This is a genomic window from Allobosea sp. LjRoot90, assembly GCF_964254315.1.
Classification (GTDB): domain Bacteria; phylum Pseudomonadota; class Alphaproteobacteria; order Rhizobiales; family Beijerinckiaceae; genus Allobosea.
In genome coordinates this window covers 262,175-288,330 of sequence record NZ_CAXUTF020000003.1, presented here as the reverse complement: position 1 = coordinate 288,330, position 26,156 = coordinate 262,175, and the positions used below count along the sequence as shown (strand labels likewise).

29 protein-coding genes and 1 tRNA gene are annotated in these 26,156 nt (G+C 67.1%); 14 read left to right on the top strand and 16 right to left on the bottom strand.

All coding sequences use genetic code 11. The features are described 5' to 3' along the window. Window positions 1-1,017: a 2-dehydropantoate 2-reductase gene (locus tag ACSQ3M_RS13410; RefSeq protein ID WP_436150577.1), complete on the bottom strand. Its 1,017-nt coding sequence runs from the start codon at window positions 1,015-1,017 to the stop codon at window positions 1-3. Between the two features lie 191 nt (window positions 1,018-1,208). On the opposite strand from ACSQ3M_RS13410, the gene ACSQ3M_RS13405 reads away from it, so the two are divergent. Beyond that, window positions 1,209-2,432 (top strand): MFS transporter, encoded by a 1,224-nt coding sequence (locus tag ACSQ3M_RS13405; RefSeq protein WP_436150576.1) that lies wholly within the window; start codon window positions 1,209-1,211, stop codon window positions 2,430-2,432. A 144-nt stretch (window positions 2,433-2,576) separates the two neighbouring features. Here the strand turns inward: ACSQ3M_RS13405 and ACSQ3M_RS13400 are convergent, their stop codons facing one another. Continuing rightward, the gene (locus ACSQ3M_RS13400) at window positions 2,577-2,996 is read right to left on the bottom strand and encodes a VOC family protein (RefSeq protein WP_436150575.1); all 420 of its coding nucleotides are present in this window, start codon (window positions 2,994-2,996) and stop codon (window positions 2,577-2,579) included. A gap of 72 nt (window positions 2,997-3,068) precedes the next feature. Then, entirely contained in the window at window positions 3,069-3,881 is an 813-nt protein-coding gene (locus ACSQ3M_RS13395) for a helix-turn-helix domain-containing protein (RefSeq protein ID WP_436150574.1), read from the bottom strand. 69 nt (window positions 3,882-3,950) lie between these two features. Between ACSQ3M_RS13395 and ACSQ3M_RS13390 the strand changes: the two genes are divergently transcribed. The 8 genes from ACSQ3M_RS13390 to ACSQ3M_RS13355 all read left to right on the top strand — a co-directional run bounded on the left by ACSQ3M_RS13390 (window position 3,951) and on the right by ACSQ3M_RS13355 (window position 11,271). Next, a complete protein-coding gene (locus tag ACSQ3M_RS13390) occupies window positions 3,951-4,976 on the top strand; it encodes a methionine synthase (RefSeq protein WP_436150573.1) in 1,026 nt (341 codons plus the stop codon). 10 nt (window positions 4,977-4,986) lie between these two features. Beyond that, window positions 4,987-5,358, top strand: a complete 372-nt coding sequence (locus ACSQ3M_RS13385; RefSeq protein WP_436150572.1) for a hypothetical protein — start codon at window positions 4,987-4,989, stop codon at window positions 5,356-5,358. Then, window positions 5,351-5,761 carry an acyl-CoA thioesterase gene (locus tag ACSQ3M_RS13380; protein ID WP_436150571.1) on the top strand — a complete coding sequence of 137 codons (411 nt, stop codon included), beginning with the start codon at window positions 5,351-5,353 and terminating at the stop codon, window positions 5,759-5,761. The genes ACSQ3M_RS13385 and ACSQ3M_RS13380 overlap by 8 nt, the downstream gene beginning before the upstream one ends. Before the next feature lie 359 nt (window positions 5,762-6,120). Beyond that, window positions 6,121-8,523 (top strand): methyl-accepting chemotaxis protein, encoded by a 2,403-nt coding sequence (locus ACSQ3M_RS13375; protein WP_436150570.1) that lies wholly within the window; start codon window positions 6,121-6,123, stop codon window positions 8,521-8,523. A 128-nt stretch (window positions 8,524-8,651) separates the two neighbouring features. Continuing rightward, entirely contained in the window at window positions 8,652-9,644 is a 993-nt protein-coding gene (gene mbfA / locus ACSQ3M_RS13370; protein WP_436150569.1) for an iron exporter MbfA, read from the top strand. A 305-nt stretch (window positions 9,645-9,949) separates the two neighbouring features. Then, a complete protein-coding gene (locus ACSQ3M_RS13365) occupies window positions 9,950-10,474 on the top strand; it encodes a twin-arginine translocation pathway signal (protein ID WP_436150568.1) in 525 nt (174 codons plus the stop codon). Next, a complete protein-coding gene (locus ACSQ3M_RS13360) occupies window positions 10,455-11,093 on the top strand; it encodes a ferric reductase-like transmembrane domain-containing protein (protein WP_436150567.1) in 639 nt (212 codons plus the stop codon). The genes ACSQ3M_RS13365 and ACSQ3M_RS13360 overlap by 20 nt, the downstream gene beginning before the upstream one ends. 102 nt (window positions 11,094-11,195) lie before the next feature. Next, window positions 11,196-11,271, top strand: a tRNA-Ile gene (locus ACSQ3M_RS13355). Between the two features lie 39 nt (window positions 11,272-11,310). On the opposite strand, the gene ACSQ3M_RS13350 is transcribed toward ACSQ3M_RS13355, so the two are convergent. The 5 genes from ACSQ3M_RS13350 to ACSQ3M_RS13330 all read right to left on the bottom strand — a co-directional run bounded on the left by ACSQ3M_RS13350 (window position 11,311) and on the right by ACSQ3M_RS13330 (window position 14,755). Next, window positions 11,311-11,589 (bottom strand): GNAT family N-acetyltransferase, encoded by a 279-nt coding sequence (locus ACSQ3M_RS13350; protein WP_436150566.1) that lies wholly within the window; start codon window positions 11,587-11,589, stop codon window positions 11,311-11,313. Between the two features lie 136 nt (window positions 11,590-11,725). Further along, the gene (gene wrbA, locus ACSQ3M_RS13345; RefSeq protein ID WP_436150565.1) at window positions 11,726-12,325 is read right to left on the bottom strand and encodes an NAD(P)H:quinone oxidoreductase; all 600 of its coding nucleotides are present in this window, start codon (window positions 12,323-12,325) and stop codon (window positions 11,726-11,728) included. A 98-nt stretch (window positions 12,326-12,423) separates the two neighbouring features. Continuing rightward, on the bottom strand, window positions 12,424-13,104 hold the full coding sequence (locus ACSQ3M_RS13340; RefSeq protein WP_436150564.1) for an isochorismatase family protein: 681 nt from the start codon (window positions 13,102-13,104) through the stop codon (window positions 12,424-12,426). 73 nt (window positions 13,105-13,177) lie between these two features. Further along, on the bottom strand, window positions 13,178-13,807 hold the full coding sequence (gene ycaC / locus ACSQ3M_RS13335) for an isochorismate family cysteine hydrolase YcaC (RefSeq protein ID WP_436150563.1): 630 nt from the start codon (window positions 13,805-13,807) through the stop codon (window positions 13,178-13,180). 66 nt (window positions 13,808-13,873) lie between these two features. Beyond that, window positions 13,874-14,755 carry a pirin family protein gene (locus tag ACSQ3M_RS13330; RefSeq protein WP_436150562.1) on the bottom strand — a complete coding sequence of 294 codons (882 nt, stop codon included), beginning with the start codon at window positions 14,753-14,755 and terminating at the stop codon, window positions 13,874-13,876. A 125-nt stretch (window positions 14,756-14,880) separates the two neighbouring features. On the opposite strand from ACSQ3M_RS13330, the gene ACSQ3M_RS13325 reads away from it, so the two are divergent. Next, window positions 14,881-15,792 carry a LysR family transcriptional regulator gene (locus ACSQ3M_RS13325; RefSeq protein ID WP_436150561.1) on the top strand — a complete coding sequence of 304 codons (912 nt, stop codon included), beginning with the start codon at window positions 14,881-14,883 and terminating at the stop codon, window positions 15,790-15,792. A 121-nt stretch (window positions 15,793-15,913) separates the two neighbouring features. Here the strand turns inward: ACSQ3M_RS13325 and ACSQ3M_RS13320 are convergent, their stop codons facing one another. From ACSQ3M_RS13320 to ACSQ3M_RS13285, 8 genes are all read right to left on the bottom strand, one after another. Beyond that, window positions 15,914-16,360: a hypothetical protein gene (locus ACSQ3M_RS13320; RefSeq protein WP_284171113.1), complete on the bottom strand. Its 447-nt coding sequence runs from the start codon at window positions 16,358-16,360 to the stop codon at window positions 15,914-15,916. A gap of 77 nt (window positions 16,361-16,437) precedes the next feature. Next, a complete protein-coding gene (locus ACSQ3M_RS13315) occupies window positions 16,438-17,457 on the bottom strand; it encodes an amino acid ABC transporter substrate-binding protein (RefSeq protein ID WP_436150560.1) in 1,020 nt (339 codons plus the stop codon). A gap of 92 nt (window positions 17,458-17,549) precedes the next feature. Continuing rightward, window positions 17,550-18,734: a cystathionine beta-lyase gene (metC, locus tag ACSQ3M_RS13310; RefSeq protein ID WP_436150559.1), complete on the bottom strand. Its 1,185-nt coding sequence runs from the start codon at window positions 18,732-18,734 to the stop codon at window positions 17,550-17,552. A 98-nt stretch (window positions 18,735-18,832) separates the two neighbouring features. After that, the gene (locus ACSQ3M_RS13305; protein ID WP_436150558.1) at window positions 18,833-19,990 is read right to left on the bottom strand and encodes an amidohydrolase; all 1,158 of its coding nucleotides are present in this window, start codon (window positions 19,988-19,990) and stop codon (window positions 18,833-18,835) included. A 27-nt stretch (window positions 19,991-20,017) separates the two neighbouring features. After that, a complete protein-coding gene (gene ehuD, locus ACSQ3M_RS13300; protein ID WP_436150557.1) occupies window positions 20,018-20,677 on the bottom strand; it encodes an ectoine/hydroxyectoine ABC transporter permease subunit EhuD in 660 nt (219 codons plus the stop codon). Then, on the bottom strand, window positions 20,667-21,326 hold the full coding sequence (locus ACSQ3M_RS13295; RefSeq protein WP_436150556.1) for an amino acid ABC transporter permease: 660 nt from the start codon (window positions 21,324-21,326) through the stop codon (window positions 20,667-20,669). Before ACSQ3M_RS13295 ends, ehuD begins: the two co-directional genes overlap by 11 nt. A gap of 21 nt (window positions 21,327-21,347) precedes the next feature. After that, window positions 21,348-22,238 (bottom strand): ectoine/hydroxyectoine ABC transporter substrate-binding protein EhuB, encoded by an 891-nt coding sequence (gene ehuB / locus ACSQ3M_RS13290; protein ID WP_436150555.1) that lies wholly within the window; start codon window positions 22,236-22,238, stop codon window positions 21,348-21,350. A gap of 120 nt (window positions 22,239-22,358) precedes the next feature. Further along, on the bottom strand, window positions 22,359-23,234 hold the full coding sequence (locus tag ACSQ3M_RS13285) for a LysR substrate-binding domain-containing protein (RefSeq protein ID WP_436150554.1): 876 nt from the start codon (window positions 23,232-23,234) through the stop codon (window positions 22,359-22,361). 164 nt (window positions 23,235-23,398) lie between these two features. Between ACSQ3M_RS13285 and ACSQ3M_RS13280 the strand changes: the two genes are divergently transcribed. From ACSQ3M_RS13280 to ACSQ3M_RS13265, 4 genes are all read left to right on the top strand, one after another. Beyond that, a complete protein-coding gene (locus ACSQ3M_RS13280) occupies window positions 23,399-24,853 on the top strand; it encodes a methyl-accepting chemotaxis protein (protein ID WP_436150553.1) in 1,455 nt (484 codons plus the stop codon). 67 nt (window positions 24,854-24,920) lie between these two features. Next, window positions 24,921-25,388, top strand: a complete 468-nt coding sequence (locus ACSQ3M_RS13275) for a response regulator (protein ID WP_436150552.1) — start codon at window positions 24,921-24,923, stop codon at window positions 25,386-25,388. 11 nt (window positions 25,389-25,399) lie between these two features. Continuing rightward, on the top strand, window positions 25,400-25,783 hold the full coding sequence (locus ACSQ3M_RS13270; RefSeq protein WP_436150551.1) for an STAS domain-containing protein: 384 nt from the start codon (window positions 25,400-25,402) through the stop codon (window positions 25,781-25,783). Between the two features lie 7 nt (window positions 25,784-25,790). Then, window positions 25,791-26,150, top strand: a complete 360-nt coding sequence (locus ACSQ3M_RS13265; RefSeq protein WP_057190850.1) for a response regulator — start codon at window positions 25,791-25,793, stop codon at window positions 26,148-26,150. Window positions 26,151-26,156 lie beyond the last annotated feature (6 nt).

Below are 26,156 nucleotides of genomic sequence, written 5' to 3'. Positions count from 1 at the left end.
CTAGCCGCGCTCGGCGGCTATCCGCAATTCGGCCAGCAGGGCTTCTCCGCTCCAGCGCGCTTTCTCACTTTCGGCCGCCTTGATCAATGAAACCAGGCGTTCGTTCGCCGGCGCCCGCTGGCCACGCTGCTGCGCGAGACGCACGACCTCGCCATTGATCCAGTCGACCTCGGTCGGGCGGCCTGCGGCAAGGTCGTCGGCCATGGAAGAGCGGGCCAACGGGTCGATCGCCAGCATCTTGCGGGCGAGCCGCGCGAAGAGCGCGTCAGGCAGGCGCAGCAGCGCCGGGATCCAGCGCGCCGGCAGCGGCGTCAGCCGGGCGGGCGCGATCCCGGCTTGTGCCAATAAGTCGAGCGCCTCGGCCTGGGCGAGGGCAAGGCAACGGCGATAGTCGCGCAGCGCCAGCTCCTGCTGCAATGGCAGGCCGGAGAGGGCGTTGACGGCGTTGTTGAGGTTGAAGAGCAGCTTGGCCCATTGCACCGGCAGCATGTCTCGGTGCCGGCGCAAGACGAAGCCGGCACGGGTGAAATCGGCAAGAAAAGGCGCCAGCACGGTCGCCTCCTCGACCTCGGGTTCGCCCTCGGAGCCCTGATGAAAGGCGCCGGGGCCGCGCCTGACGACATTGAACGGCACCATGCCGGCGAGCACGGTGCGGCCGGGCAGGGCGGCGCGTAGCGTATCGGCATTGCCGATGCCGTTCTGGAAGCTGATCACGACCGCATGGGGCGAGACCACGCCGGCAAGCTCGGCCGCGGCTTGCGCAGTGGCGCCTGATTTCACCGTGACCAGAACGAGATCGGCAGCTGCGGCTGCGCTCGGTTCGGCCCCGAATGCGATCGCCTCCGGTGGTACGCGCCAGCTACCGCCATCATAATGCGTCAGCGTCAGGCCATGCGCCTGCAGTTCTGCGCCGATGCCGGGGCGGCCAATGAACCCGATCTCGGCGCCCCCGGCGGCGAGCCGTCCACCGAGATAGCAACCGATCGAGCCGGCGCCGTAGATGCAGATCCTGGCCATCACGCTCCCGGGGACAAGGCGCACAGCATGCCGAGCCGGCCGCTTCAATGGCAAGCGCTGCGGGTAGAGTGGCATGATGCACCCACATCCGCGCTGCATCGCCCCGGCGCCCGCGCGCTTGTGGCGGCGTTCAACGCTGCCTAATGCTCGGGCAGAGAGAAGATCGTTCTCCGTCGCGCTCGCGAGGAAACATGGACGCCCAGGACGCGCGCTATGCGCCGGATTCGCCCTATGCCTGGTTCAGGCTGGCGCTTGCCCTGCTGATCGGGACGGTGGCTTGCGTCGGCTCCTGGTCGGCTGTCGTGGTAGTGACGGCGGTGCAGCAGGAATTCGGCGTCATGCGCGCCGATGCCACGCTACCCTACACCTTCGCCATGATCGGCTTCGGCATCGGCAATATCGTCATGGGCCGCCTGGTCGACCGGTTCGGCATCATGTGGCCGATCGTGCTGGGCGCATGTTTGCTGGCCGCCGGCTATGCGCTGGCATCCGTATCCGGCACGCTCTGGCAGTTCACGCTGGCGCATGGCTTCCTGATCGGGCTCGGCGCCGCGACAGGCTTCTCGCCGCTGATCGCCGACCTGTCGCACTGGTTCAAGCGCTATCGCGGCCTCGCCGTCGTCTTCGGTGCGTCCGGCAGCTATCTCGCCGGCATGTTCTGGCCGCAGCTGATCAACTGGGGCGTCGAGACGCATGGCCTGCGCACGACGCATCTGTGGCTCGGCATCGCGGCGTTCGCGGTGATGATGCCGCTGGCGCCGCTGTTCCGGCGCCGTCCGAACGCGGCGACCCTGGCAGCGGCCGAGGTGACCAGCGCCGGTGCACGCGGCAGCCTCGGGCTCTCGCCGAACCAGCTGCAGCTGCTGCTGGTCGTGGCGGGCTTCTGCTGCTGCGTCGCGATGTCGATGCCGCAGGTCCATATCGTCGCCTATTGCAGCGACCTCGGCTATGGCGTGGCGCGCGGCGCCGAGATGCTGACAGTGATGATGGCGCTCGGCATCGTCAGCCGGATCGGCTCCGGCTTCGTCGCCGACAAGATCGGCGGCACCGCGACGCTCGCTCTGTCCTCGCTGATGCAGGGCATGGCGCTCTTCCTCTATCTCTGGTTCGACGGGCTCAGCTCGCTCTTCATCGTCACCGGCATCTTCGGCCTGTTCCAGGGCGGGATCGTGCCGATGTATGCGGTGGCGATCCGCGATTACATGCCGCCGCGCGAAGCGGGGGCGCGCATCGGCGTGGTGATGTCGGCGACGATCTTCGGCATGGCCTTCGGCGGCTGGGTCTCGGGACTGATCTTCGACGCGACCTCGTCCTACCGGCTCGCCTTCCTCAACGGCCTCGCCTGGAACCTGATCAACCTCTCGATCGTCTGCTGGCTGATGCTGAAGGCGCGGCCGAAGCTGGCGGTGGCGTGACGCCCCCAGCCCTCATCCTGAGGAGCAGACGTCAGCCTGCGTCTCGAAGGATGCTCCAGCTGGTTCCAGAGGCTCCTGGAGCATCCTTCGAGACGCCGCTGCGCGGCTCCTCAGGATGAGGGCTCCACTTGTTCCGGCTCTCGGTCAGGCCGAGGCGGCCCCCGGCCGGTAGGTGCCGAAGCACCAAATGTGCCCCTCCGGGTCCTTGCAGATGAAGTCGCGGCTGCCATAGGTCTGGTCGGTCGGCTCCATGCAGATCTCGGCGCCGGCCTTGCGGGCGCGCTCACAGAGCGCGTCGATATCGGTCGTCGCGATATAGGGCGAGGCGGTGGTGCCGCCGAGCTCGGCGGGTGTCTGGACGAGCTTGGCGAAGTCGGTGCCTTCGCTCGAGCCGAACATCACGATGCCCTCGCCGAGGCGCAGCTCGGCATGCACGACCTTGCTGCCGTCATCCGAGAGGAAGACGGCGTGCTTCTCGAAGCCGAAGGCCTCGACGAGCCAGTCGACCATCTTGACCGCATCGCGGTAGCGCAGGCTGAAATAGATGGCGGCGGGTTGCGGCATTTGCGGGGTCTCCGGTTGCGTGTCGCGCCAGCAAAGCCGATCGGGCGCGCGTGGTCTTGAACGAAACGGACTTCAGCCGGGTTCCAGGATGCCGTGCTCGCCGGCGTCGTTGCGGGCGAGAGCGGCTGGCGGCAGGCCGCCCAGAGCGGTGAATTCGCGGGTCATATGGGCCTGATCGGCATAGCCGGCGGCCTGGGCGATCGCGGCCCAGCCACCGGGACGGTCGCGCGCCGCCAGTTCGCGCGCATGCTCGAAGCGCTGGATGCGGGCGATGGTCTTCGGCCCGACGCCGGTCTCGCTGACGAAACGCCGGGTCAGGTGGCGCTCGCTCCAGCCGGCTGCGGCTGCGAGCTCGCGCATGCGGCCCCTGCCGCGCCGCGCCGTCAGCCAGGCGAGGCCGGCAGCGACCTCCGGCGACAGGCTGCGCCCGCGCGCCAGCCTTTGGCCGATGACGCGATCGAGCAAAGCGAAGCACGCAGCCCAGGACCGGCACTCGCGCAGGCGCGGACCGAGATGGCGCAATTCGCCGAGATCGTCGAGGTCGACGATGCGGCCGGCCATGTCGCGCTGGTCGAGCTGGAAGAAGCCATAAGCGCCGGCCGGGGTGAAATCGACCTGCACGCAGGCGGCGAGGCCGGTGGAGGAAACCAGGACGGGGCGGTCGATCAGGCCGGCTGTGAAGCCTTGCGGCGCGGTGCTTTCGCCGCCAGCGACGGACAGCGTGAAGGGGGCGGCGAAGTTGATGATCAGCGGCAGGATCAGCCCGGGCACTTCGCGGCGCAGGATCGGTTCGGCGCGGTGCTCGCGATAGCCGGTATAGCCGAGCACGGCGCCCGCCAGATCGGGCCGCGGCGGCGCCCGCACCAGTTCCCAATCCGCCTGCATTGCCGGCCCCGTGGTGTTCGGCTGATAGTGGCCCCTATCGGATGTCGGCTCAACGGCAAAGGAAACGCCATGCTTCTGACCACGCTCGCCGGCAGCCTGCCGAAGCCGCTCTGGCTGGCCGAGCCCGAGCGGCTCTGGGCGCCCTGGAAGCTGGACGGAGAGGCGCTGGAAGCCGGCAAACGCGACGCCACCATCCTCTCGGTCAAGCTGCAGGAGGATGCCGGACTCGACATCGTCGGTGATGGCGAGCAGGCGCGGGTGCATTTCGTCCACGGCTTCCTCGCCAATCTCGACGGCATCGACTTCGCCAAGAAGACGATCATGGGCATCCGCAACAACCGCTACGAGGCGGAGGTGCCGACGGTCACCGGGCCGATCCGGCGCAAGGGCGCGGTCCACCGGATGGAGGCGGTAGCGGCGCGGGCGCACACGAAGCGCAAGCTCAAATTCACGCTGCCGGGGCCGATGACGATCGTCGACACCATCGCCGACGAGCACTATGGCCGGCGCGAGGACCTCGCCATGGCCTTCGCCGCGGCCCTGAACGAGGAGGCGAAGGAGCTTCAGGGGATCGGCGTCGACGTGATCCAGTTCGATGAGCCGGCCTTCAACGTCTATATGGGCGCGGTGGCCGAGTGGGGCATCGCCTGCCTGGAGCGGGCGGCGCAGGGGCTGTCCGTCACCACGGCGGTCCATATCTGCTATGGCTACGGCATCAAGGCCAATATCGACTGGAAGGCGACCCTCGGCGAGCAATGGCGTCACTATGAGGAGACCTTTCCGGTGATCGCCAGGAGCTCGATCGACCAGGTCTCGCTCGAATGCCGCAATTCGAAGGTGCCGCTCGAGCTGATCAGGCTGCTTGACGGCAAGGATGTGCTGGCCGGTGCGATCGACGTCGCCAGCAACGCCATCGAAACCCCGGAAGAGGTGGCGGCGACGATCCGCGCAGCACTCGCCTTCGTCGCTCCCGAGAAGCTCTACCCCTGCACGAATTGCGGCCTGGCGCCGATGCCCTTCGATGTCGCCTATGGCAAGTTGGCGGCGCTTGCGGCGGGAGCCGCCCTGGTACGCAGAGAGCTCGGCCGCGGCTGAAAGGATCACGATGCCGCGCCTGATGCAGTTCGAGCGCCGCCATGAACGGCTGGTTCCGATCCGGCGCTTCGCCCTGCGCCTGGGCCGGGCGGTGCTGCTCTGGCTGGCGCTGACCGTGGTCGGGCTCGCCATCGGCATGGCGGGCTACGCCGCCAGCGAGGGCATGAGCGCGGTCGACGCCTTCGTCAATGCGGCGATGATCCTGTCGGGCATGGGGCCGGTCGCCGAGCTCAAGACCGCCGGCGGCAAGCTCTTCGCGGGAGCCTATGCACTCTTCTCAGGTCTGTTTGTGGTGATCGCCACCGGCTTCGTGCTGGCGCCCATCCTGCATCGTGTGCTCCACTCCTTCCATATCGAGGAAGGGAAGGGCAACGATGACTGAGCCTGGCGTCGATCCTGTCGAGGAGCCGTGCGGCACGCTGACGGTGCGCACCATCGCCATGCCGGCGGACACCAACGCCAATGGCGACATCTTCGGCGGCTGGGTGATGTCGCGCATGGACCAGGCCGGCGGCATCGCCGGCGTCGAGCGGGCGCAGGGACGCGTGGTCACCGTCGCGGTCGAGGCGATGACCTTCATCCGGCCGGTCAAGGTCGGCGACGTGCTCAGCGTCTACACCTCGGTCAAATCGGTCGGCCGGACCTCGATGAAGATCCAGGTCGAGGCCTGGGCCAAGCGCTTCCGCACCACGCTCCACGAGAAGGTCACCGACGCGAGCTTCACCTTCGTCGCGATCGACGATGACGGCCGGCCGCGGCCGGTGCCGCCGGCGTCGGAGGGCTGATTCCGGCGCCCCAAATCCTAACGGAACCTGAACCGGCCCAGAGGCCGAGTGATTCAGAAGAATCCGGCAACTTAAGCGTTCTTTAAGCGAACCTCCGCAATTCTGCCGTCGATCGGTCCATCGGGATCGGTCGGCCTGGGGCTGGGAGGTCCTGCATGATCGATCGCCGTCGCATGTCGGCCGGCGTGGCCCGGCTCGCGCCGCCGCTTGCAGGCGGCACCGAGCCGGCGAGCCTTTGCCCCGAATTTTTCCAAACTCATCCATTTCACGGCTGACCATCGTCGGCCGCCGCCTATCGTCCGTGATCCGCTACCGGCCAGCGCCGCGCTGCCGGGCTTGTCTTCAGGAGTACCGCGTCAATGTCGAAGACTGAGAAGCCTGCGCGCCAGAAGGCGTCGCGTGTCGGCATCGCCGCCCGCATCTATGCGGCGCTCGGCGTCCTGACGGTGTTGACGATCGCAGCCTCGCTGGTCGCATGGTTCTCCTATGGCCGGGTCGGCAGCACGGTCGCCGACATGGTCGAGCGCAAGATGCCGGTGGTCGAGCTGGCGCTCGAACTGTCGCAGGCGGCGACCGCCTCGACCGCGCTGGCGCCGCGTTTCATGGAAGTGCAGACCGTGCGCGAGCGCGCGGCCCTGACCGGTGAGTTCGACAAGGTCGAGGCCCGCCAGTTCGACCTCGTCCGCAAGATCGGCGAACAGGGCAATGTCGACAACAAGAAGGCCCAGAGCGCGCTCGACGGCCTCTCGCGCCAGATCAACGACATCAACGACCTGACCGGCGAGCGCCTGCGCAACGCCTCGGAATCGGCAGCCGGGCTGGAGAAGCTCGGCAAGGCCTACGAGGCCTTCGTCAAGGCGGCGAGCGGCGAGGCCGAGCAGGCCAAGTTCGCGGTGACCTTCGGGCTCGACGATCTCGCCGTGCTCTCCGGCGAAGCGCTGACCGGCGCGGTCAAGACGCTGATGGACCGCGACTTTGCCATCTTCGACCTGGCGCGGACGCTGCAGGCCAATGTCAACGAGATGGTCGGCGTGCTCCGCGAGATCGCGCAGATCAACGACAAGGAGAAGCTCAGTCTTGCCCGCGAGCGCTTCAACGGCATCGCCTACCGGCTGCGGACGCTGCTCTCCGACGCCGAGAAGATCACCAGCAACAAGGCGCGGGCCAGCACGGTCGAGGCCCTGATCGCGGTCGGCGAGGGCAGCGATGGGCTGGTCGACATCCGCATCCGTGACATCACTACCCGCGAAGGCATCGCCCGCGGGCTGAAGGAGGTCGACCAGGCGGCCGCCCAACTGCGCCGCGAGGTCGATGCACTGGTGCAGGGCGCGCGTGGCGAGGCGCAGGCCGCCGTCGTTTCGACGCAGGCACTGATCGAGACGAGCAAGCTCTGGCTCGGCGTGATCGGCCTCGGCTCTCTGATCGTCGCGCTGGCGCTGGCGCTGTTCTATGTCCGGCGCCAGATCGTCGGCCGCCTCAACCGGCTCTGGGCCGCGACCCGTGCTATCGCCGATGGTCAGCTCGATACCCAGGTCGAGACGAAGGGCAATGACGAGATCGCCGACATCTCGAAGAGCGTGCTGCTCTTCCGCGACAATGCGGTGGCGCTGCGCGCCGCCGAACTCGCCAAGGTCGAGGACGAGGAGCGCGCCCGCGAGCAACGCCAGCAGATGATGGCGGAGCTTGGCGAGGCCTTCGGCGTGGTCGTCGCGGCGGCGGCTCAGGGCGATTTCAGCCGGCGTGTCGCCGCCAACTTCGCCGACGCCGAGCTCAACGCGCTCGCAGGCTCGGTGAACGAGCTGCTCGAGACCGTCCAGACCGGCCTGTCCGAGACCTGCGAAGTCCTCGGCCACCTGTCCGACGGCCGTCTGGTCGCCCGCGTCGAGGGCCGTTATCAGGGCGCTTTCGCCGAATTGAAGAACGGCACCAACAGCCTCGCCGGCGAGTTCGAAAGCACGCTGGCGCGCCTGTCGGAGACCGTCTCGGCCGTGCGCAGCGCGACCAGCGAGATCCTCGACGGCGTCACCGACCTCGCCGAGCGCACCAGCGAGGAGAGCAACGCCGTCTCGGTGGCGACCAACCAGCTCGGCGCCTTCGCCAGCAATGTCCAGAAGACCGCCAAGGACGCTGCTCAGGCGGTCGGCATGGCCCAGAGCGCCGAGGAGCGCGCCCAGCAGGGCGAGCAGGTCGTCGCATCGGCGCTGGAAGCGATGCACCGCATCCGCGTCTCCTCCAGCAAGATCTCGGAAGTGATCTCGATGATCGACGAGATCGCCTTCCAGACCAACCTGTTGGCGCTCAACGCCGCGGTCGAGGCGGCTCGCGCCGGCGACGCCGGCAAGGGCTTCGCCGTCGTCGCCAGCGAGGTGCGCAGCCTCGCCAAGCGCTCTGCCGACGCCTCGAACGACGTCAAGAAACTGGTCGAGGCCGCCCATGGCGACGTCAAGGTCGGCGTCGGCCTGGTCGAGCAGAGCTCGGCTGTGTTCAGCAGCATCGTGACCTCGGTCAACGATCTCTCGGCGCTGATGAACGGCATCTCGCAGACGGCCCGTGGCCAGGCGACCGATGTCTCGACGATCAACCGGGAAATCGACGGCATCGGCACGATGGCGCACCAGAACGCCGCGCTGGTCGAGGAGACCAACGCCGCGCTGGCGCTGACCGATGAGCAGACCCGCTCGCTCACCGAGCACATCTCGCGCTTCAGCTTCCGCGAGGGCGGGGCAGCCGAGCACGAACACGAGCAGGCGCGGGCGGCCTGACGGCCAGCGCGCAGTCCACGACCCGACATCTCGACGCCCTCCGCCGCAAGGCGGGGGGCGTTGCGTTTGAAGGGCTTGCGGTGGGGTGGAGCGACCTTTATTTTAGAATCATTCTAAAGGAAATCGCGATGCTATCCTCGTTCCTGCCCGCCGGCCTCAGTGGCCGGCGTCGCTTCGACAGCCTGAGCGAGCGCGAGATCCTGGCGCTGGCGATCGCCTCGGAAGAGGAGGACGGCCGTATCTACGCCGTATATGCCGAGAAGCTGCGCAAGGACTATCCGGCTTCGGCGGCGGTGTTCGACGGCATGGCGGGCGAGGAGGACGAGCATCGCCGTCGCCTGCTCGAGGATCATCGGCGCCGTTTCGGCGAGGTGGTGGTGCCGATCCGGCGCGAGCATGTCGCCGATTTCTACCAGCGCCGGCCGGTCTGGCTGGTCGAGACGCTCGGGCTCGAGCGCATCCGCGAGGAGGCGGCAGCGATGGAGCGCCAGGCGCGCGACTTCTATGTCGCCGCCGCCGGCCGCAGCACGGATGCGCAGACGCGCAGACTGCTCGGCGACCTGGCGCGAGCGGAGGCCGGCCACGAGAGCAAAGCGGAGGAACTCGCCGAGGACCATCTCAAGGGCGAGGCCGGTTCGACGGAGGATGCCGCTGCGCACCGGCAATTCCTGCTGACCTGGGTGCAGCCGGGCCTCGCCGGGCTGATGGACGGCTCGGTCTCGACGCTGGCGCCGATCTTCGCCACCGCCTTCGCGACGCAAAATCCCTGGACGACCTTCCTCGTCGGCCTCTCCGCCTCGATCGGCGCCGGCATCTCGATGGGCTTCACTGAGGCGGCGCATGATGACGGCAAGCTCTCCGGCCGCGGCTCGCCCTGGAAACGCGGGCTCGCCTCCGGCGTGATGACCGCGCTCGGCGGCCTCGGCCATGCCTTGCCCTACCTGATCCCGTCCTTCTGGACCGCGACGGCGATCGCGCTGGTGGTTGTCTTCATCGAGCTCTGGGCGATCGTCTGGATCCAGAACCGCTACATGGAAACGCCCTTCGCCCGCGCGACCTTCCAGGTCGTGCTCGGCGGCGCGCTGGTGCTGGCGGCAGGTATCCTGATCGGTGGAGCGTGACTGCGAAGCCGTTGCACGCGGAGGTGGACGGATGCTAGGGCTGCGGCGGGCCGGTAGCTCAATGGTTAGAGCTCGCTGCTCATAACAGCGCCGCTCCCATCGAGCGGCGGCGTTTTTCATGCGCTGCCGGCGGCCACCTCACGCCGGCATGACGGGAAGGTGATGGCCCGGCCGATGGACTTCGCCGTTGGCCGCTCCTTAGATGGGGACAGACAAGACGATGCGTCGGGCGGGCCTGTGGTTGCCTCCGGGCCAAGCCGCCCAAAGTCTTTCCTCATGTCAGATGCAATGGCGAGGATCAGATCATGACCGTGACGATCATCCATCCCAACCGCAGGATCCTGCTCCTTGGCGCAGCGGCTGCCGGCGTCGTCGGCCTGCTGCCGCGCCATCTGGCGACCGCGAGCGCGCAGACCGGTGGCCACGCTCCGACCGAGACGATGCGCGGCGGCGCCAACAACTACATCCCGAACGCGCCTTTGGTCGAAAACCTCGGAACCGGCTTCATCGCCTCCGGACTCGTCCGGAAAGCCGGTAGCGGCGAGCCGCTGCGCAATGTCCGCATCCAGATCTGGGCGGCGACCGACCGTGGCGGCGAGCGCGAGCCGAGCAATCGCGGCAGCGTCATGACCGATGCGAACGGCCGCTATCGGCTCGACATCTCGCCGATCGTTCCGCAGTTCGGCCAACCGCACATCCACATCGCCTATGACGATCCCGGCTTTGCGACCCTGTTCCTGCGGCCGGTGCTGAACAGCCGCCACGACAAGAGCATGGCCGTCGACTTCGTCCTCGCTCCCGCTGCGGGCAATGCCGGCAAGTCGAGCTGACAAAGGCCGGCGGGGCATCGCCTGGCTGGCGATCGCGGCCGTCGCCACCATACCCGTGGTCGCGGCGGCGGCGAGCCCGCTCCAGCGCGGCCGCGAGTTTCTCTGGGTCATCGGCGGAATGGCCGGCGTCGTGGCGCTCAGCCTGCTGTTCGTGCAGCCGCTGCTGACCGCGACCGCTCCGGTCCTGATGCCGGCCGCGCGCGGGCTGCGCTGGCATCGCTGGGGCGGAATCGCGATCGTCGCCACAGTCGGACTGCATATCGGGGCGCTCTACGCCTATAGCCCCGAGGACGTGATGGACGCGCTGCTGCTAGTCGCGCCGACGCCGTTCTCGCTTTACGGCGTGATCAGCCTGTGGTGCCTCGTCCTCACCGCCGTCCTAGCCGCGGCGCGCAGGCGCTTGCGCCTCTCCCATCGGAACTGGCGCATCGCGCACAGCGTGCTCGCCGTGGCGATCGTCAGCGCCGGGGTTGTTCACGCGATCCTGATCGAAGGCGCGATGGAAGAGATCTCGAAGCTCATGATCTGCATCGCCGCGCTGACTGCGACCACGGTCGGCGCCCTCGAGATCAATGTCCTCGGTCCCTTGCGCCGGCGCCGCAATCTGCAACGCGCCTAGCCCGGTGCAATTGTGGGTGGGCCAGCCAGTTCTCGCCTGACAAGTCCCGCGCTCGCCGCAAAGCCGTTGCACGCCTCGCCGCCCGGATGCTAGGCGTGCTGCGGGCCGGTAGCTCAATGGTTAGAGCTCGCTGCTCATAACAGCGCCGGTGCCGGTTCGAGTCCGGCCCGGCCCACCAGCCTTCGGGCTGCGGCTCGGCGGGCCGGCGTGCCGCCGCTCATCCCACGACGATGTCGTCGTATTCGGGATGGCGGCTGACCCAGCCCGCCATGAAGGAGCAGCGCGGCACGACCTTGCGGCCTGAAGCGCGGATCTGCTCGAAGACGCCCTTGGCCAGCCGTGAGCCGACCCCCTGGCCCGAAAGCGCCTGGGGAACCTCGGTATGGGTCAGCACCACGCGGTCGCCGTCCAGCCGGTAATAGGCGAGGGCGAGCTCGTCGCCGACAGCGAGTTCGAAACGGTTCTGGTCGGGCCGGTCGACGATGCCGGTATCCATCTGACGATCCTCTTTGGCTGCGTTGCCGCCGTTGCGATTGCCGGCATATCGGCAGTCTGTTCAGCCGGGCGGTCCAAGGCAAGGCGGCCCGTGCTGCAACGCCGGGCCGCGGAGTCGGTTGGGGTGCGTCCGGGCGTCAGCCGGCCAACTTGGCGGCGATGCCGGCGACGTGCTTGCCCTGGAAGCGGGCGCCGGCGAGCTCGTTCTCCGAAGGTTTGCGCGAGCCGTCGCCGGCGGCGATGGTGCTGGCGCCGTAGGGCGAGCCGCCGGTGATCTCGCTAAGCGTCATCTGGCCCTGGAAGCTGTAGGGCAGGCCGACGATGACCATGCCCTGATGCAGCAGCACGGTATGGGTCGAGAGGATCGTGCTCTCCTGGCCGCCATGCTGGGTCGCGGTCGAGGTGAAGACGCTGCCGACCTTGCCGATGAGCTTGCCCTGGAACCAGAGGCCGCCGGTCTGGTCGAGGAAGTTCTTCATCTGCGCCGCCATGTTGCCGAAGCGGGTCGGCACGCCGAAGATGATCGCGTCGTAATCGGGGAGCTCGTCGACGGTGGCGATCGGGGCGGCCTGGTCGAGCTTGAAGCCGGATTTGCGGGCGACCTCCTCGGGGACGAGCTCGGGCACGCGCTTGATGACCGCCTCGGCGCCGGCCTCGCGCACCCCTTCGGCGATGGCCTGCGCCATCGTCTCGATATGGCCGTAGCTCGAATAGTAGAGAACCAGAACCTTCGTCATCGGAAACATCCTTTTTGGGGGCGAGCCACCGGAGTGCGGAACTCCGGCAGCCCAGGTTGAGCCTCGTAGAGCGGTTGTCCACTCACGAGCGTGACAGTTCAGCCGCGCTGCGAGTCGAGCTGCTCCTGATCCTTCTCGACCTGCTGCGCCTTCATGTAGCTCTCGATCAACAACGCATAGGGCGGGAAGATCCTGGTGTAGACCTCAGCCCATTCCTGGGCGTCGTCGCGATGCCAGGTCTTCTGCAATTCGGAGGCGACCGCGGCGGTGTCGATCGGCACGACGCCGGCCTGGACGACGCGGGCGAGCGTGATCTCCTGCGCCATCTTCGAATAGGTGCCGGAGGCGTCGACCACGGCGAAGACCTTGTAGCCGTCATGGACGGCGGCGATCGACGGAAAGGCCATGCAGACCGAGGTGATGGTGCCGGCGATGATCAGGGTCCTGCGCCCGGTCGCCTTCACCGCCGCGACAAAGTCGGGATTGTCCCAGGCGTTGATCTCGCCCTTGCGGGCCACATACTTGGCGTGCGGCGCGTTCTGATGGATTTCCGGGATCAGCGGGCCGTTCGGGCCCTGCGGCACCGAGGCGGTGGTGATCACCGGCATCTTGCTGAGCGTCGCCATTCTGGCGAGCGCGGCGGCATGATTGCGCAGCACCGGCATCGGCATGTCGGCGACGGTCTGGAACAGGCCGCTCTGATGGTCGATCAGCAGCATGACCGCATCGCTGGGATCGATGACCGGGCGCTGGCCGTTGAAGTTGGCGGGGGTCGTCATGACGGGTCTCCTTGGTGCTCGCGCAAAGGGGAGGTGGAGCGCAGCGGTGTTCGCACCACGCTCCACCGGAGGCTCAGGCCTTCTTCGCCGAGGCGGTGGTGTAGCTGGTGATCAGGTTGCGATAGTCGGGGATGTGGTTCGAGAAGAGCGCGCCCAAGCCCTCGACATCGTTGCGCCAGTCGCGATGCAGTTCGCAGGCGACGCCGAACCAGGTCATCAGCTGGGCGCCGGCGTCCGACATGCGCTGCCAGGCGGATTGGCGGGTGATCTCGTTGAAGGTGCCCGACGCGTCGGTGACGACGAAGACCTCGAAGCCGGCCTCGATCGCGGCCAGTGCCGGGAAGGCGACGCAGACCTCGGTGACGACGCCTGCGATGATGAGCTGCTTGCGGCCCGTCGCCTTCACCGCCGCGACGAAGTCCTCATTGTCCCAGGCGTTGATCTGGCCCGGGCGAGGGATGAACGGCGCATCCGGGAAGGTCTGCTTGAGCTCCGGGACGAGCGGGCCGTTGGGACCATCCTCGAAGCTGGTGGTCAGGATCGTTGGCAGCTTGAAGTATTTGGCGAGATCGGCCAGCGCCAGCACGTTGTTCTTGAACTTGTCCGGGTCGATGTCGCGGACCAGAGAGAGCAGGCCGGCCTGGTGGTCGACCAGCAGGACGGCGGCCTTGTCCTTGTCGAGGCGGATGTAGGGCTTGGTCATTGTCGTTCTCCGTGAACGTACGTCGATGTCCGGCATTGCGGCGGCGGACGGCGCCGGTGCCGGCGTTCAGGCCGGAATCTTGCTGGTCGGGATCTTGCCGAAGGCGCCGCCCTGGAAATCGGCCATGGCCTGGCGGATCTCCTCACGGGTGTTCATGACGAAGGGGCCGTGCATGGCGACCGGCTCGTCGATCGGCTCGCCGCCGAGGACCAGCACGGCGGCATCGGTTTCGGCCTCGATGGTCATCTCGCCGCCAGTGCGGTCGAACAGCACGAACTGGGCTTCGCGGGCCTTGTCGGCGCCGTTGATCAGGACGTTGCCGCGCAGGACGACGATGCCGAGCGTACGCCCTTCCGGCAGAGCGAGCGAGGTCTGCCCGTCACGCTTCAGGGCGAGGTCCCAGATGTCGATCGGGGTGAAGGTCCGGGCCGGCCCGGCATGGCCCTGATAGTCGCCGGCAATGACGCGCAGCGTGCCGGCGCCATCAGGCAGCGTGACAGCGGGAATGTCCTTGTCGAGCAGGGTCTGGTAGCCGGGAGCGGCTCCTTTATCCTTCGCCGGCAGGTTGACCCAGAGCTGCACCATGTCGAGCGTGCCGCCATTGCGGGTAAAGGCCTGCGAGTGGAACTCCTCGTGCAGGATGCCGGAGGCGGCGGTCATCCACTGCACATCGCCGGGGCCGATCAGGCCGCCCTGACCGGTGGAATCGCGGTGCTCGACCTCGCCCTGATAAACGATGGTGACGGTCTCGAAGCCGCGATGCGGGTGGACGCCGACGCCGCGTGGCTTTTCCGCGGGCGGGAACTGCGCCGGCCCGGCATGGTCGAGCAGCAGGAAGGGGCTGACATGCTCGCCCTGCGTCGCATGCGAGAACATCGAACGGACGGGAAAGCCGTCGCCGACCCAATGGGCGGCGGGGCTGCTGTAGATGCCGCGAACCTGTCGCATGGCTTCATCTCCTTGGATGCGCCGGTGCGGCGCTGCGTTGCCAAGGAGAATATGAGTGAGACGGAAGGCGCAGTAGCCGGCATAATCCTGCCGGTCTGTCCTATTGGCAGGACAATGGTGGCGCGATGCAGGATCTGAACGACCTCTATTTCTTCACCCAGGTGGTCGAGCATCAGGGCTTCGCCGCCGCGGCACGGGTGCTCGGCATGCCGCGTTCGCGCCTGAGCCGACGATTGGCGCTGCTGGAGGAGCGGCTCGGGGTCAGGCTGGTGCAGCGCTCGACGCGGCGCTTCGCCGTCACCGAGATCGGCCGGGAGTATTATCGGCACTGCCTCGCCATGCTGGTCGAGGCGGAGGCGGCGCAGGAGGCGATCGACCGGGTCCGGGCCGCGCCGCAGGGCGTGGTGCGGGTCGCCTGCCCCTCGGCGGTGCTCTATTTCCAGGTCGGCGCGATGATCGCCCGCTTCCTCGCGACCTGCCCGAAGGTCGAGGTGCAGCTCGAGAGCACCAACCGGCGCGTCGACGTAATCCGCGAGGGCTTCGACATTGCGATCAGGGTGCGTTTCCCGCCGCTCGAGGAAAGCGAGCTGGTGATGAAGACGCTGGCCGAAAGCCGGCAATGCCTGGTGGCGGCGCCGCAATTGCTGGCGGAGATCGGACGGGCGCTGGTGCCGGCCGATGTCGGGGCGCTGCCGAGCCTGTCATGGGGCAGCGTGCAGCAGAGCCATGAATGGCAGCTTACCGGGCGGGACGGCGCCGAAGCCAGCATCCGCCACCAGCCTCGCTTCGTCACCGAGGATATGGTCGCGCTGCGCCATGCCGCGCTCGAGGGCGTCGGCGTTGTGCAGATGCCGACGATGGTAGTGGCCGAGGACATCAGGGCGGGCCGGCTGGTGCATGTCCTGCCGGACTGGGCACCACGGGCGGGCATCATCCACGCGGTGTTCCCGTCACGGCGCGGCTTGCTGCCTTCCGTAAGGGTGCTGCTCGATTTCCTTGCGGCAGAGTATGCGCGGCTGGACGCGGAAAGCCGATAGAGTTCAAAGTGAGAAACGGATTCACCGATCAGATTGGCTCAATCTGATCGGATCCGGTTCTAGAAAAGCGGCCGAGCATCTGCCCGGCCGCCATTCAGTGCCTTCCTGTCGGTGGTTTCGCCTACTTGAAGGCGATCACCACGCCGTCGGCGCCGATCGTCGCCTGCAGACCCTGGCGGCGCGTGTCGAGGCTGAGGGTCACACCCTTGTCGTTCTTGAGCCAGACACGGCCCTGGCCGGCGCGGCCGACCGCCCAGCCTTCCTTGAGCTGAACGTAAGGGCCTGCCAGGTCGTTGCGTGTGGTCAGGCCGTAGACGCGCCCGCTGGCGACGACGCGCGCGGCGCCGATGCCGCCGATGCCGAGCCCGCCGACCGAGATCGGATAGGAGCGGCCGCGATAGGTGAAGGTGCCGCCGCCGAGCTCGCCGGAGGCGATGAAGGCGACGGAGATCTGCTCGATCTTGACCGTGCCGGTCTGCGGGCCGAGCGTGCGCGGCTGGGCCATGGCGGAGCCGGAAACCAGCATGAGCGCAGCGGCGCCGGCGAAGAGGGATTTGATGGCAGGCACGGGCAGTACTCCTAGGTGATGCAACGGAGTCTACAACTGCCGGGAAGCCCGGCAGTTCCGTGCGCCCGCCGCGCCGCCTACCGGAATGGCGGGCTGTACTGGATGCCGCCCTTGCTCCAGAGCTCGTTCGGGCCGCGTGCCAGCTGCAGGCGCGAGCTCTTGCCAAGATGGCGCTCGAAGCTCTCGCCGTAATTGCCGACGGCCGAGATGACGCGCACAACCCAGTCGTTGCTGACACCCATCGCCTCGCCCATCTTGCCGTCGAGGCCGAGGAAGCGCTTCACCTCGGGGTTCGTGGATTTCAGCATCTCCTGGAGATTGGCTTTGGTGATGCCGAGCTCCTCGGCGTTGATCAGCGCGAGCACGGTCCAGCGCACGAGGTTGAACCAGGTCTCGTCGCCGGTGCGCACCCACGGCCCGAGCGGCTCCTTCGAGACGACCTCGGGCAGGATGACGTGATCGTCGAGGTCCTGCAGCTTCATCCTGACGGCCGAGAGGGCCGAGATGTCGGTGGTGTAGGCGTCGCAGCGGCCCGATTCATAGGCCTTGAGCGCTTCCTCCGACGTGCCGAAGGCGGCGGCTTCGTATTTCATCCCGAGCTTGCGGAAATAATCGGCGAGATTGAGTTCGCTGGTGGTGCCCTGGGCGACGCAGACCGAGGCACCGCCGAGCTGCGCGGCGGAGGAGACACCGAGCTTCTTCGAAACCATGAAGCCCTGGCCATCATAGTAGTTGACGGTGGTGAAGGTGACGCCCTGGCCGGCATTGCGCGACAGCGTCCAGGTCGTGGTGCGCGGCAGGACGTCGATCTCGCCGGCCTGCAGCGCGATCAGCCGGTCCTTCGAGGTCAGCGAGACGAAGCCGGCCTTCTCGGTGTCGTTGAAGATGACAGCGGCGAGCGCCCGGCAGATGTCGATGTCGAAGCCCTGCCAGCGACCGTTGGCGTCCTGCGTCGAGAAGCCGGCGACGCCGGGGCTGGTGCCGCAGATGATCTTGCCGCGATCGCGGATCATCTTCAGCGTGTCGGCGCTGGCAGGCGCAGCGAAGCCGGCGGCGAGCGCGAGCGCGGCGGTCAGGCGAAGCAAAATCCGTTTCATCCTAGATCCCCTGTTGTTGTTTTTAGGCAAAGTTCTCCCGCCGCGGCGGAAGCGCTGCCTCCGCCGCGTTCGTCGTCTTTGGTCTTTTGGCCTCAGGCGACCTTGGCGGCCGCCGGCTGTTCCAGCGCGACAAGTAGCGTGTCGAGGTCGTTCCAGAGGTCGTCCGGATCCTCGAGGCCGATGCTGATGCGCAGCGCCGGACCGGGATGGGGCCAAGGTGTGACGGTGCGCTCGCCATCCAGCGCAAGCGGCGCGATCAGGCTGCGCGTGCCGCCCCAGGAGGCGCCGATGGCGAAGACCTTGAGTGCGCTCAGTGCCGCTTCGAACAAGGCGTGGGGCGCGGGTTTCAGCACGACGCTGAACACGCCGGACGAGCGGCCCATATCGCGCTTCCAGAACTCATGGCCGGGGCAGGAGGGCAGGGCCGGGTGCAGCACGGTCTCGACCGCTGGCGAGCGGGTCAGGCGCCGGGCGAAATCCTCGGAAACCTTGCCTATATGGGACAGGCGCAGCGCGAGGGTTTCCAGACCGCGCAGTGCAAGCTGGCATTCGTCGGGCGAGACGCCGACGCCGAAGCCGCGCAGCGTCTCCTTCAGCTTCTCGCGCAGGCCGAGATCGGCGACGGTGACGGAGCCGAGCAGCAGGTCGGAATGACCGCCGACATATTTGGTCAGCGCCTCGCAGGCGAAGTCGGCGCCATGGGCCAAAGGCTTGAAGATCAGCGGCGTCGCCCAGGTGTTGTCGCAGCCGACGAGCACGCCCCTGGCCTTGGCCGCCTTCGCGATGGCGGGCACGTCCTGCACCTCCATCGTGTTTGAGCCCGGCGACTCGACCCAGACCAGCTTGACCCGCTCGTCGATCAGCGCAGCGATGCCGGTGCCGATCAGCGGGTCGTAGACGCCGTAGTCGATGCCGCGCGGCTTCAGGTACTCCTCGCAGAAGCTGCGCACCGGCTGGTAGACCTGATCGGGGATCAGCACCTTGTCGCCCGGCAGCAGCACCGAGAGCATCACGATGGTGACCGCCGCCTGGCCGGAGGGGACGAGCACGGTGCGCACGCCGGCGTGGAGCGCGGTCAATTGCGCTTCCAGCGTGCGCGTCGTCGGCGTGCCGTGCAGGCCATATGTATAGCCGTCGAAGCCGCGATGCCTGCGGGCGAAGAAGCTCGCCGCGTCAGGGTAGACGATGGTCGAGGCACGGTGGGTCGGCACCGTCAGACTGGCATAGCCCTCCTCGTTGACGGCCGGATGGTGAACACTGCGGGTGGTGTCATGCATGGGAAGGCCCTTTCACAAGGTGAGGCTCAGGCTTTTCTAAGAGCGCGGCAATCAGCTCGGCGGTATGGCTCGATGCTGCGCGGTTATAGTTTTTCGTCTCAGCCCTGCGGCCGGTCGGCGAGGGCGAGCTTGGCGACGCTCGTCATCCAGCCGATGGCCGCCGGCAGGATCGCGTCGTTGAAATCGTAGCGGGCATTGTGGAGCTCACCGTCCGGCGCGGCTGGGCCGTTGCCGATCCAGACATAGGCGCCGGGACGCTGCTGCAGGAGGAAGGAGAAATCGTCGCCGGTCGTGCTCGGGCGCAGGTCGCGGCGCACGGCGAGTCCCGCCGCCAGTGCCGCCTCGACCGAGAGGTCGCGCTCGGCCGGGCTGTTGATGGCGGCGCGGCCGGTCGAAAGGATCTCGTGCTCCGAGCGCATGCCGTAAGCTTCGCAGATGCCGGCGATGACGCTTTCCATGCGCTTGATCACCGCCTCGCGCACCTCCTGGCGATAGCTGCGCAAGGTCCCGACCAAAGTGACGCTGCCCGGAATCTGGTTGCTGACGACCCCGCCCTGGATCTGGCCGATCGAGAGGACGACGGCATCGGCCGGATCGACATTGCGCGAGACGATGGTCTGCAGAGCGACGATGAGATGGCCGGCGGCGACGATCGGGTCGCGCGTCAGATGCGGTGTCGCGGCGTGGCCGGCAAGGCCGTGCAGGGTGATGAACCAGCGCCCACCGGCGGCCATGACGGCGCTGTCGTGGACGGCGACCGTGCCGGCTTCGAGCCCGGGCCAATTGTGGAAGGTGAAGACGCGCTCCATCGGGAAGCGTTCCAGAAGTCCATCTGCGATCATCGCCTTGGCGCCGACGCCGTTCTCCTCGGCCGGCTGGAAGATGAATTGCGCGGTGCCTTTCCAGTCGTCATCGCGGGCGAGCGTTGCGGCAGCGCCAAGCAACGCGACGGTATGGCCGTCATGGCCGCACGCATGCATCGCGCCTGGCGTCTGTGAGGCGTAAGGCAGTTCGCTCGCCTCCGCGATCGGGAGGGCATCCATGTCCGCGCGCAGGCCGATCGAGCGGTTCGAGCCCGGCCGGGCCAGGGTCGCAACGATGCCGGAGCCGCCGATGTCGGACTCAAAGGGGATGCCGAGTTCGGTCAGCCGCGCCTGGACAAAGGCGGCAGTGCCGTGCTCGCGTTCGGACAGTTCGGGGTGAGCATGGAGATGACGGCGCCATTCGGTCAGCCTGGCGAGGAGTTCTGGTTGCATGGTGGGTCTCTGCTTTGAATGGCAGTGTCAGCGCCTGGCCGAGAGCGCGAGGCGCTCCTCCAGCCGGCGCACCAGCCAGGCGAGAACGAGGGCGATGGCGAGGAACAATGCGCCGACGACAAGCATCGGCTCGGTGTAGCGGAAGGTGTCGGAGGCGATGTCGAGCGCGGCCCCGAACGATTCATGGACGGCGATGGCCGCGAGATAGGGCGTCGATTTGAAGATGCCGATGAAGTAGTTGCCCATCGGGGCGGCGATGTTGCGCAGCATCTGCGGAGCGATGACCAGCAGCACGCCCTGCAGGCGGCTCAGGCCGAGCGCCTTGGCGGCCTCGAACTGGCCCTTGGCGACGCCGTCAATGCCTGACTTGAAGACCTCGGCGAGATAGCCGCTGTAGTAGATGCTCATCGCGATCACGCCGATGAGGAGCGCCGGTAATTTGATGCCGTAGACCGGCAGCACGAAGTAGAAGAAGTAGAGTTGCACCAGCAGCGGTGTCGAGCGGATGAAGTCGATCGCGAAGCGCATCGCATAGCCCATGAGCGGGCCGGTGCGCCGGACGGTCTCCAGCCCGAAGCCGAGCAAGGCTGCGAAGATGCAGCTCAGGATCGCGACCACGATGGTCGAGCCCAGCGCGCCGGCGATCTTCGGCACGGTCGAGAGGGCGAAGGCGAGATCAAAGCTCATGGTCGAGCTTCCTGCCGGCGCCGACCCGCCGCTCGACCCAGCGCCCAGCGATCGTCGCCGGATAGCAAAGCATGAAATAGGCGACGAGCAGGGCGAAATAGATCTTCGGCGGATCGTAGTGGATCTGGGCGATCTCCTTGGCCCGGAAGGTCATGTCGGTCAGCGTCACCAGCGAGACGAGAGCCGTGCCCTTCACCAGCTGGATGAACTGGTTGATGAAGGTCGGCACCATGGCGAGCAGCGCCTGCGGCAGTTCGATCAGCATGAGAATCTGCCAGTCGCGCAGGCCGATGGCGCGGCCGGCCTCGGCCTGGCCCTTGTCGAGCGCCTGCAAGGCGCCGCGCACCGCCTGGCTGCCATAGGCGCCGATATGCAGGCCGAGCACCATCGAACCGACCGTGATGCCGGAGAGCCGCAGGCCGGCCGACGGCAGGATGTAGTAGAAGCCGTAAAGCAGGATCACGACCGAGGTCGAGCGCCAGAACTCGATCAGCGTGGTGACCGCCGCGTAGGCCAGCCCACGACTGACGTGCTGGCCGATGCCGGCGGCGAAAGCAAAGGGAACAGCATAGAGCATGCCTAGCGCGGTCACCGTGAGCGTGACGCCGAGTCCCTGGAAAATGCCGAAAAGGACCTCGAGAAAGCTCATTAGCTTGTCCCGTGTCCGCGATCAGCCGTTTCCGCTGCAGATCTGCGCGGTGGTGATGCTGCCGGCGTCGTCCTCGGCTGCGAAATTATACTTCTCCATGATCTTCACGAGGCGGCCATCGGCCCGCAGCTTGGCAAGCTCGGCATTGTAGGCGTCGCGTAGCTTCGCGCTGGTCTTGGGGAAGACGGTGCCGGTGTAGAGCCTAGCCGGCTGGCCGTTGGATTTGATCAGGCCCTTGAAGGGCAAGGCGCGTTCGATGCCCGCAACCTTCTGCTCCTCGATGACGCCGATGGCGCTCGGCACCGACAGCGTCGTCACATCGGCGCGGCCGGCCAGGATCGCGCTGACCGCGGCCTCGTTATTGGGGAAAAGCGAGATCTGCGATTCCGGGATGCCGGCAGCGAGCGCGTTCTTGGTATTCTCTGATCCGCGACCGCCGGCCAGGCGGACACTAGGGTTCTTGGCGATGTCCTCGTAGGAATGGAGCTTGAGCGGATTACCTTTCGGCACCAGCAGACTGTCGCCAACGGCGACATCCGGCTCGCCGAACAGAATCTGCTCGCAGCGCGCCGGCGTGATCGCGACGCCGGAGGCGACGATATCGAAGCGGTTGGCGAGCAGGCCCGGGATCATCGCGCCGAAATCGGACACGACGAAGTCGAACTTGGTGATTCCGAGCGGCGCGAAGGCGGCTCGGATCACGTCGGGATGGATGCCGACGACGTTGTTGTCCTTATCGCGATACGCCCAAGGCGTGCGGTTGTGGATGCCGACGGTCAGGGTCTTGCCGGCCCATTCGGAGGACTGCGCCAGAGCCGGCACGGAGGACTGCGGACCGGCAAGCGTCACGGCGGCAAGCGCGAGCGCAACCGCGGTCGCCGTGCCGGCAAGACCTGTCAGAAACGGTTTCATGCGCGCGCCCCTCGCTTGTAGTTGATCGACGCGAAGGATCGGGCAACGTCGCCGGTGCAGCAATCAGGCTGAACTTATAGGTCGATGCCGCGATGTTATGGACGTCCGGCATCGGGCCGATCAGCGGACTTCCATCAGGCAGTCGATGAAGTCGCGCACCAGCTGCGATTTCGGCCGGTCGAGCGGCAGGATCAGCAGGCTGCGGCTCTGTACCTCCGGCTCGAAGGGCCGCAGCACCAGCCGGGACGGATCGGCGCCGGCGACCGCATAGGGGCTGACCAGGCCGATGCCCACCCCCTCCGCGACGAGGGCGCAGACAGTCGCGGCATAGATGGTCTCGACCACGACGCGCGGCTTGACGCCGGCCTCGGCGAAGATGCGGTCGAGCCGCTGACGGGCGCGGTCTTCGGGCACATAGGCGATAAAGGGGACGCCATCGAGGTCGGCCGGCTTGATCAGTTCTTTCTCGGCGAGCGGGTGGCCGAGTGGCATGGCGCAAAGCGCGCGCGGCTGAACGAAGGGCTGATGCAGTACGCCGGATGTGTCGATCTCGTCGGCGGCGAGGCCGATGTCGAAGGCGCCGGAGGCGACGCCGTCGCGGACATCGCGCGAGGGCAGGACCATCAGCGTCACCGCGATGTCCGGGCGCCTGTCGCGGAAGCGGCGCACTGCCCTTGGCACCAGCGAGGAACCGAGGGCCGAGAGCGAGCCTATCCGCAACTGGCCGGCGCCATGGTCGCGGATGCGAGCGGCAGTGGCGCGCAGCGTGTCCATGCCGAGAAAGGAGGCCTGGACCTGGGCGTAGAACAGCTTGCCCTCGGGCGTCGCGACGATGCGGTTGCGGATGCGGTCGAAGAGCAGGAAGCCGAGCGAGCGTTCGAGCTCGGCGATGGCGCGGCTGACGCCGGGCTGGGTGACACCGAGGAGCTCGGCGGCGCGCGAGATCGTGCCGGCCTTCATCACCGCGGCGAAGGTTTCGAGCTGTCGGCTGTTCAAGCGGCGCGTCCCAGGCTGTCGTTCCGCCGGCAGCCTAGTCGTGGTGCCGGGCCGAGGGAACCGCACGCGATAGCCCTTAAAGGAGCGCCCGCACCATTAACGGCGGATTTACTGCGTTCCTTTAGGTTCGCTTGGCAGAACTCCAAGAAGGATGCGCAGCGTCGATGCACGCCCAGGCCCTGAAGTTGCCTGATCCTGCCAATGAGGATGCGCCCGGGGCGGAGGCCGCATCGCGCGCGGTGCTCGAGATCGCCGAGCGCTTTGGCAAGCTCAGCGCCGAGATCACCGACATGTCCGGCCGCATCGGCGACGTCAATGCCGAGCTCGACCGGCAGACCGACGGGTTGCACCGCGTGGTCGCCTCGGTCGATCAGGTGTCGCGCTCCAATAAGGCGATCCAGCAATCTGCCGAGGCCGCCCAGGAGGCGGCATCCGTGGTCAAGAGCGGGCTGGAACGCGTCACCGGTGCGGTCCGGCAGGGCCTCAATGCGGCGCAGAACGATATCGCCGAACTCTCGAACGGCGCACAGTCGATCTCGCAGGCGCTGAACGAGGCGGTGAGCCGGGCGCACAAGGTCCGCGAGGCCAGCGAAGCGATCCAGACGATCACGCGCGAAATCCAGCTGCTTTCGATCAATGCCGGCGTCGAGGCCGCGCGCAGTGGCGTCGCCGGCCGCGGCTTTGCTGTGATCGCGGCGGCGGTGAAGCAGCTCGCCGAGCAGACCCGCGACGCCACGTCGGCGAGCGCCAAGCAGCTCGATGCCCTGGTCGCGACCGTCGACCAGCTGGCGAAGCAGAGCGAGGCGAATGCGCAGGCGGCGCGGCGCGCCAGCGAGGAAAGCCAGGGCATTTCCCAGCAGATCGGCGAACTCGACCATTTCGGCCGCTCGGTGGTCGGCCTGATCGGCGAGATCGACTCGATCTCGACCCCTGCGCGCGAGAACGCCGTCGCTTTCGCTCAGGTCGGTGGAGAGCTGAGAGACCTTGTCGCTGGCGTCGACCAGTCCGGCCGCAACCTCGAGGTCGCGGCGCGGCGAGGAGCGTCGCTGGTTTCGACCAGCGAGGCGATCCTGGGCGCGATAGCGGGCTCCGGCGTGCGCACGCCGCAATCGGACATGATCGAGATCGCGGTCGAAGCGGCAGCGACGATCTCGGACCTGTTCGAGCAGGCCATGGCGAAGGGCGAGGTCGGCCTGGCCGAACTGTTCGACGAGGCCTACCGGCCGGTCCAGGGCAGCGATCCCCAGCAGTTCATGAGCCGCTTTACCGCGCTGACCGACCGGCTGTTGCCGCCGGTACAAGAAAGGCTGCTGACGGCGAACAAGCGCATCGTCTTCTGCGCGGCCATCGACCGCAATGGCTACCTGCCGACGCACAACCGCAAATATTCGCAGCCGCAAGGGGCCGATCCGGTCTGGAACAACGCCAATTGCCGCAACCGCCGCATCTTCAACGATCGCACTGGCCTTGCCGCGGGACGCAACCAGAAACCGTTCCTGCTGCAGACCTACCGGCGCGACATGGGCGGAGGCAATTTCCTGGTGATGGAAGACCTGTCGGCGCCGATCTTCGTCCGGGGCCGCCACTGGGGTGGAATCCGGTTCGGCCTTAGCGTCTGAGAGGCCAAGCGGGAACGGGAGCGGTCGTCTCCAATGTCGTGTTGAGTACGGGTTTCGAGTTGCTGACATGCATATCGCGCCATCCTTCCCCAACCTCTCGGTGCTGCTGATCGATCCCAGCCCGCACTATCGGCGGATCATCCGCACCATGCTCTATCAGGCGCAGCTGCAACGCGTCTTCGAGGCGGCAGATCTGGCCTCCGCCGCGACGACCTTCATTCAGAAACAGCCGAACATTGTCATGCTGGATTGGGACTTGCCGGACGGAGACAGCCTGAAATGCCTGGCCTCGATCCGTTCGTTCAAGACCTCGCCCTTCGCCAAGGCACCGGTGCTGGTGATGATGGAGAAGCCTGACCGGCGCTCGGTGGTGCAGGCCGCCAAACTCGGCGCGCACGAGATCATCGTGAAGCCGATCTCGCCCAATAATCTCTGGCTGCACCTGTCCGGCATCATCAACGTGCCGCGCAAGTACAAGGAAGCGAGCGGCGCGATCACGCTGGTGCCGCGCGCGATCAGCAACAGCCTGTTCTGACGCAGGAATTGTTGCCCCGGAATGGTCACAATCCTTGCCGCGACAGCGCCAGCTTAGCGAAATTTTTACTAATCGTGCAGATTCTGCCTAGTCACCAATCACAGGGCGCCGCCGTGGTCATAACCGTCTCCCTTCCGCCTTTCCTCGGCCGATCAGAGGCTGCTGCATTCCGCAATCAGCTCCTCGTCGCGCTGGAGCAGAAGGAAAGCATCGCGGTCGAATGCGCCGAGGCCGGCCCGTTCCCGAGCCTGTGGATCCAGCTGCTGCATTCGGCTGCGACCAGCGCCAAGGCGCGTGGACTCAGCGTCACGCTCAAGGCGGCTTCCGAGGAATGCCGTCTATCTTTTCAGGCGATCGGGTTCAACCCGGCGCAAAGCGCTCTCGTTCTGGAGTGATGCCGCGATGAAGATCCTCGCGATCGACGACACCAAGACCCTGCTCAGCCTGCTCAGCATGACGCTGCGCAATGCCGGCCATGAGGTCGCCGAGGCAGAGAATGGCGAGGAAGGGCTGGTGCGGTTCGATCAGTTTAAGCCCGACCTCGTCATCACCGATCTCAACATGCCGATCATGGACGGCATCGAGTTCACGCGCGCCTGCCGTTCGCGGCCGGCCGGGCAGAACACGCCGATCATCGTGCTGACCACCGAGAACGGCGCCGAGATCAAGGCGGAAGGCCGGCGTGCCGGCGCCAGTGCCTGGATGGTCAAGCCGTTCGAGCCCAACACCCTGCTCGGCCTCGTCGCGCGCTACCAGAACTGAGGCGGT